General features: G+C 63.9%; 7 protein-coding genes. All 7 read right to left on the bottom strand.

What is annotated here, in order from left to right:
* Window positions 1-212: hypothetical protein (locus KAY22_RS23725; protein WP_296625611.1), on the bottom strand; the 212-nt coding region annotated here is incomplete at its 3' end.
* A 9-nt stretch (window positions 213-221) separates the two neighbouring features.
* A complete protein-coding gene (locus KAY22_RS23720; RefSeq protein WP_296625610.1) occupies window positions 222-779 on the bottom strand; it encodes a DapH/DapD/GlmU-related protein in 558 nt (185 codons plus the stop codon).
* Window positions 780-903: 124 nt separating this feature from the next.
* Window positions 904-2,133, bottom strand: coding sequence for a hypothetical protein (locus KAY22_RS23715; protein WP_296625609.1), 1,230 nt, complete (start codon window positions 2,131-2,133; stop codon window positions 904-906).
* Window positions 2,120-3,355, bottom strand: a complete 1,236-nt coding sequence (locus KAY22_RS23710) for a hypothetical protein (RefSeq protein WP_296625608.1) — start codon at window positions 3,353-3,355, stop codon at window positions 2,120-2,122. The genes KAY22_RS23715 and KAY22_RS23710 overlap by 14 nt, the downstream gene beginning before the upstream one ends.
* A 10-nt stretch (window positions 3,356-3,365) precedes the next feature.
* Window positions 3,366-4,226: a hypothetical protein gene (locus KAY22_RS23705; RefSeq protein WP_296625607.1), complete on the bottom strand. Its 861-nt coding sequence runs from the start codon at window positions 4,224-4,226 to the stop codon at window positions 3,366-3,368.
* An 18-nt stretch (window positions 4,227-4,244) separates the two neighbouring features.
* Entirely contained in the window at window positions 4,245-4,766 is a 522-nt protein-coding gene (locus KAY22_RS23700) for a hypothetical protein (protein ID WP_296625606.1), read from the bottom strand.
* Window positions 4,763-5,431 carry a hypothetical protein gene (locus KAY22_RS23695; protein ID WP_296625605.1) on the bottom strand — a complete coding sequence of 223 codons (669 nt, stop codon included), beginning with the start codon at window positions 5,429-5,431 and terminating at the stop codon, window positions 4,763-4,765. The genes KAY22_RS23700 and KAY22_RS23695 overlap by 4 nt, the downstream gene beginning before the upstream one ends.
* Between the last annotated feature and the right edge of the window lie 160 nt (window positions 5,432-5,591).

The raw sequence follows: 5,591 nt of genomic DNA, 5'->3' as shown, positions 1-5,591 counted from the left end.
TTGGGGGTCAGGCCGGTCGGGATAACGCCGTGCCAATAGCGTCCCAATCCCCCGAAGCCGAGATAGGATGAGGGCGCCGGTCGCCCTGCCTGATAATGGCTGAGCTGCCCGTCCTGCGGACCGGCGATCACGAGCACGCGCCGCGCGGCCGGTAGCCCTAGCACGGTGCCGAGCGCGGTCAGCCCGGATCCGATGACGATATCGTCGTACATAATCTGCGGCTAGCGGCCCTCGCCGGGCAAAATGACCCGCGCCGATGCGCCCACGGCCACCGCCCCTGGCGGCAGCGATTCGAGCACCACCGTATTGGCGCCGACCTTGGCACCATCGCCGATCATGATACCGCCGAGCACCTTCGCGCCCGATCCGATGCTGACGTCATCGCCGAGCGTCGGACGGCGATCGAACTCGAATTGCGCATCGAGTTCGCGGGCGCCGAGCGTCACGCCCTGGAATATCGTTGCGTTGGCACCGATAGCGGCGGCGCCGATCACCGTTCCTTGGGAATGCGGAATGATGAAGCCGGGACCGATGGGGCAGCGGATCGCGATCTCGATACCGAACATCATGAAGTTGATGATCGAGACGATACGCGCGAGGGGCGTCAGCCGCAGCGTCGTGAGTTTGAACGCGATCCGGTAGAGGAGCACGGGCACGAAACGCGGGCCGAAAAGCGCGAGCCAGAAACGGACGCCGGTGGGGACGCCGGTCCCGAACACCTCGTGGTAGCGCCGCAGGTCGGCGCGCACGAGTCGCCGGAAGGAATAGGCATCCGTCATCTTGAATCCGGTTGTTCACGATCTGCCGTCGTCGGCGCAGCGTATATCGGCGATGCCATGACCCTCGGGCAATGGTGGTCGCCTATAGCCGCCGCCACCCGATCGGTCGATATGCGCCGGCGACTCATGCGGCTGCGCCCGCGAGCTTCCCGTCGTATACGGACATGGGACGCGTACGTGCCGCCTTCATCGCGCGAGCTGCCATGGCACCATAGAGCACCGAGAAATCGGGGGATGCCAGATAATAAAGGACTAGGAACACAAAGATTGTCGAAACGATGATCGCCCCCGTCCATCCAAGACGATGGCCACCCGCAAGACGATAGATAATCATCGCGAGCATCGGTGCGACGAGCCATCCACCCTGATACAGGATCACCCCGAAGCCCGACGGGATCCCCACCGTGCTGATGTCGATCAGCCAAGGCGTCGACCGGATCATTTCGACGCGGGCCACGAGCCAATCGGCATGGGACATGCCGTGCGGCGCCATATACTCACTGAAAATATGGCCCAGGCCGGCAAGCATGCCACCGAGGCGCGCGTTCACGCTGTAGTCGACCAACAGCAGGTCGCCGGGATTTTGCAGCACCATGGCGACAAGGCTGAGAATGCGCGAGTCCTCCGACGGCGAGATGGCAAGAAAGCCGATGCCGAACACCAGCAGTCCCCCGCCGAGCGCCGCCGGTATGATCAGCCGGCGCGGACTGAGGCAGCACCACAGCAGACCGCCCATGGCGAGCGAAAGTATTACGCTGGCAGAGCGGGCGAGTAACAGCGCGTCCACGAGACACAGAATGATCGGCCATCGCTTCGAACCAACCGCAGCGTAAGCGGCGGCCAGGACCACCATGTGAAATCCGTGGTGCGTGGGCTCCGGCGCGAGCCCAAGCACGCCGCGACCTGACTCGATCGATGCCTCCGACGCCTCGGAGAAGCTACCCACCAGGAACGTGAGAAAATTGGGATACCACTGCTGCACGAGGGCGACACCCGCCCACGCACAAATGCCGAGGCGCAATATCCGCTCCAGCTTGTCCGGGTTTCTGTAGGCAATCGACGCGGCGGCCGGCACAAGCAGGAAGGGCGTGAGATAGTTCAGGAAATATTTGAGATCCTGACTGGTGAGATTTCCGACGCCGATGATGGAGAAAAGAAGCACGCCGGCCACGAACAAACCGGTTACCGCCCAGCGGTCGAGCGGGCGCATCGCAGCCAGCGTTTGGGGCCCGCGGAGAAGGAACAGCAGCCCCCCGAACAGTAGCGCGTAGGGTTGGTTGTAGCTGCCGAGCGGGATGATTTGCGTGTAGGGGAAGATGCAGGCGAGAAGAAACGCCGTTTCAAGCCCGCCCATCGCTGCCTCCACCTGCCGCAATGCGGTGTGTCGCGCGCCGCGTAAGGACGATCAGCAACGCGACGTGGAGGCCGCGTGCCTTCACCGCCGCAGCGATGAAGGCCTCAACCGGCCAGTGCATGAATGCGGCAAGTCCGAACAGGGCGAAGAAGGCGCCTGCGGCGACACCACCGGCCAAGAGTATGTACCGCTCCTGATCCCGCGCGATCAGCAGGAATTCCATGAGAGAGAATATCTGCAGCGCGACCAGCGCGCCCCCCAGCCAGATCGCCATCGGTCCGATACCATAGTCCGAAAGGAACCCCGGTGGCAGATCGAATCTCCACATCGCCAACATTGCGCCGATCAGGAGGACTGCCAGCGCGACAAGACCCGTACAAGGGACGACCAGCGTGCGAAGACCGGTCCCCCGCCCCTCCCCGCTATGAAATGCCTTGATTACAGCGGGCCCGACTCGTTGGGCCACAATGTTCGAGGTGAGCTGACCGACCTGCACCATGAGCGCGATGACGCCATAGGCACCGGCCGCAGCCGGCCCTAGTGCCAGATTGACGATCGCACGATCCGCCAGGCCCGTCGTCGAGGAAAAAAGAGTTGCGATATAGAGCCGGACACCCCCGCCATGATCCGTCGGGGTCGGACCCTCGCCCGCCGGAAAGTGCCGCCCTACTGCGCGCGCGCAGGTGACAAGCGTCAGCGCCGTGGCTACGGCGTCGCCGACAAGCGCGCCGGTCCACCCGGCGGTCACGCCAAGACCGCAGCTGAGGGGTAAAGCGATCGCCGCGCGGCGAAAGCTGAAGCTCTGCAGCAGCCGCGCCGAGCCGGTTGCGCGGATCAGCGAGGCCATCACCGTCGCGAGCGCGTTCGCGAAGCCGAGCAGGCCGCCGATCAGAAACACCCACGGCGAATAGCCAATATCGAACAGCGTGGCGGCGAGGCAAAGCAGCCCGACTACCAGCGCAAAGCGCCACGTCAGCGTACCGGCGACGCCGACGGCATGTTGTCGGGTGCCGGCGAGGTCGCCGGCCACCCATAGTCGCGGGTAGAATTTGATGGTGCCTTCGACCTTGCCGGCGCTCAGCAACGTCGCGGACAAGATCGCCACACCGAGTACTGTACCATAGTTCCCGAAGGACGCCGGAGGCATCAGCTTCGCCAAGGCCATCACCTTGATGAAGCCGAGCGCCGACGCCACCAGCATCCAGGACAGGAAGGCCGGCACTCGGATGCGATCAGGCGCTGGGCAGGGTAAGCAGATTGCGCAGGAAGGATTCGCTGAGATCGGGGCGCAGCGTCCGGGCGGCTTCAAGGAGCTTCTGTCGGTTTTCGCATACCAGATCAACCGGCGGCACGAACGGCACGTGCGAATTGAAGGTTACGAAGATGGCGAGCCGCGGCGTACGGCACCGGCTTCCGTAGTGATAACAGACGGCGGGGTCGACGAAGACGGATTCACCCGCTTTGCCGTAGAAACTGCGGACCGTGCCAGGCCCGAGCTCACGGGCAAAGCGATCGTCGGGAATCCGCCGGATAATCGGCGCCTTGCTGATCCGCCGCGTGTCACGCTTGTCAACGTACACGAAAGGACCTTCCTCGTCCTTCAACACGTCGTTCAGATAGACGATGCAGTGGAAGGACCGCGTATCGCCATAGTCCTTGTGCCATTTCTGGCTTTCGCGAAGCGGTCCGTCGGTCGGCCACGAGTAGAGGACCTGGATGCTGTCGAGCGTTGGCGTGCCGCCGAAATAGTCAGCGGCCGGATCGAGCACTTCCGGGCTGAAGGCGAGCTTCATCACCGGATTCCCGGAATCAATGTCCTCCGGGCGCATGAGGTTCACGAAGGGGGCGCCGCGCTCCTTTGGCTTCACCGTCGACGCGCGCGGGCGATAGGCGGCGTTAATCGCCGCGACGAGGTCAGGCGAGAATGTCGGGCCCTGATGATGGCCTTGCTGCTGTATCGCGTCGCTGACGGCAGTGCGAAACGGAAAGCGCTCGCGCCGGCGCGCCCAGCTTCCGCCGGTCACGCGCGTCGCATAGCGAACGGGTACAAGCCGCCATCGGACGAAACTCGCTATCTCACGCAGCAGGGCCATGACGACTCCCAAAGTCCCCTAAAGATGATCAACCCACTCGTCCGAAACCGTGTCACCGACCTTGCGGACCGGCGTGCCCACGTAGATGCCGGGCTCTAGGATCGACTTGTTGACCAGCGACATCGCGCCAATGATGACATTGTCGCATATATCGACAGGCCCGACCACGACACTGTTGACGCCGATGACGACATTGTCGCCGAAGACGAAGACCCGGCGCTCACGCTGACGACGGACATATTCGGCGTCGGAAGGGCTCCGGCCGACCAGCTTGACGCCGGACATGATCGCCACCCGACCGGGGGACACCAGCCCGTTACCGCCCAGGAGCACACCCGACGGGTGCGAGATCGACAGCCGGCGCACGTCGATCGTCACCGAGGTCGCATCGACCCCGTAGAGAATGAGCAGCAGCCGGTCGAGAAGCAGCGCCACGACCTTGCCGAGCAGCGGGATGCGTCGATGGCACCAGCGCGCCGCCGCGATGAAGCCGCGCACCTGCGTCTCGATCGACCAGAGCGAGAGCAGCAGGCGCTTCACGCCGCGCCGCACTCCGCGCGGATTGCCGCGACGATGCGGTCGAGATTTTCCGCCTTGAACAGGTCATGCGCCGGCTGCGGATCACCCAGATAGCAGCGCGCGGTAAATTCGGTCATCTCGCGCACATTGGCGTCGCGATTGTCGACCGGGCCATAGTTGGCGGGGTCGTTGAGCAGCCGGGCGATCTCCGCCGGCGACCCGATCGGCAGCGCACCGGTGAAATGACGGTAGAAGATGGTCCCGGCCACCATCACGCGGCGGCCGAGCAACAACGCATCCATGCCGGCGCTGCTGGAAATTGTCACCACCAGCCCGGAACGGCGCATCAGGGTGCGACCGCTTTCCCGGCCATAAACGAAGCGCAGGTTTGCATAGCGCCGCTTGAGCGCCCGCCATCGCGGCTCCCCAAGCGCGCCAAACTGGTTCGGATGCTCTTTCACCCACAGGAGATGGCCGGCGGGCAGGCCACGCAGGACGGTTTCGACCAGAGACACCTGATCGACGAATTCAGGCGCAAAATAGAGTAACGAGGCCTCGGGCTCATATTGAAGCGGATAGGCGACGTTCGCCGCCGAATAGTCCGCGGGAAGACCATCATAGTAGCTGAGCGGTGTCCGCAGCGCGCGCAGGTAGAAGCCATGCTCGGCAACGGCACCCGCGGTCATAAAGTCTGTCCGCGGGAAAACTGCCCGTGCCAGGCGGACGCGCCCATAGCGGGCAACCTGGAGCAGCCTGCTCTTTAGGCCTGGCCGCAATACCAGGGGCTCTTCGCCGCGACGTTGTTTGAAGTAGCTGAATGACGAGAGCTTCCGCTGAATGAACGAG

It is taken from the genome of Rhizorhabdus sp. (genome assembly GCF_018006725.1).
Taxonomy (GTDB): Bacteria; Pseudomonadota; Alphaproteobacteria; order Sphingomonadales; family Sphingomonadaceae; genus Rhizorhabdus.
This window is presented reverse-complemented; position numbering and strand designations above follow the sequence as displayed.

Coding starts and splice junctions, on each gene's coding strand:
- KAY22_RS23705 (WP_296625607.1), bottom strand. CDS start 4,226: ATGGCCCTGCTGCGTGAGATAGCGAGTTTCGTCCGATGGCGGCTTGTA.
- KAY22_RS23695 (WP_296625605.1), bottom strand. CDS start 5,431: ATGACCGCGGGTGCCGTTGCCGAGCATGGCTTCTACCTGCGCGCGCTG.
- KAY22_RS23720 (WP_296625610.1), bottom strand. CDS start 779: ATGACGGATGCCTATTCCTTCCGGCGACTCGTGCGCGCCGACCTGCGG.
- KAY22_RS23715 (WP_296625609.1), bottom strand. CDS start 2,133: ATGGGCGGGCTTGAAACGGCGTTTCTTCTCGCCTGCATCTTCCCCTAC.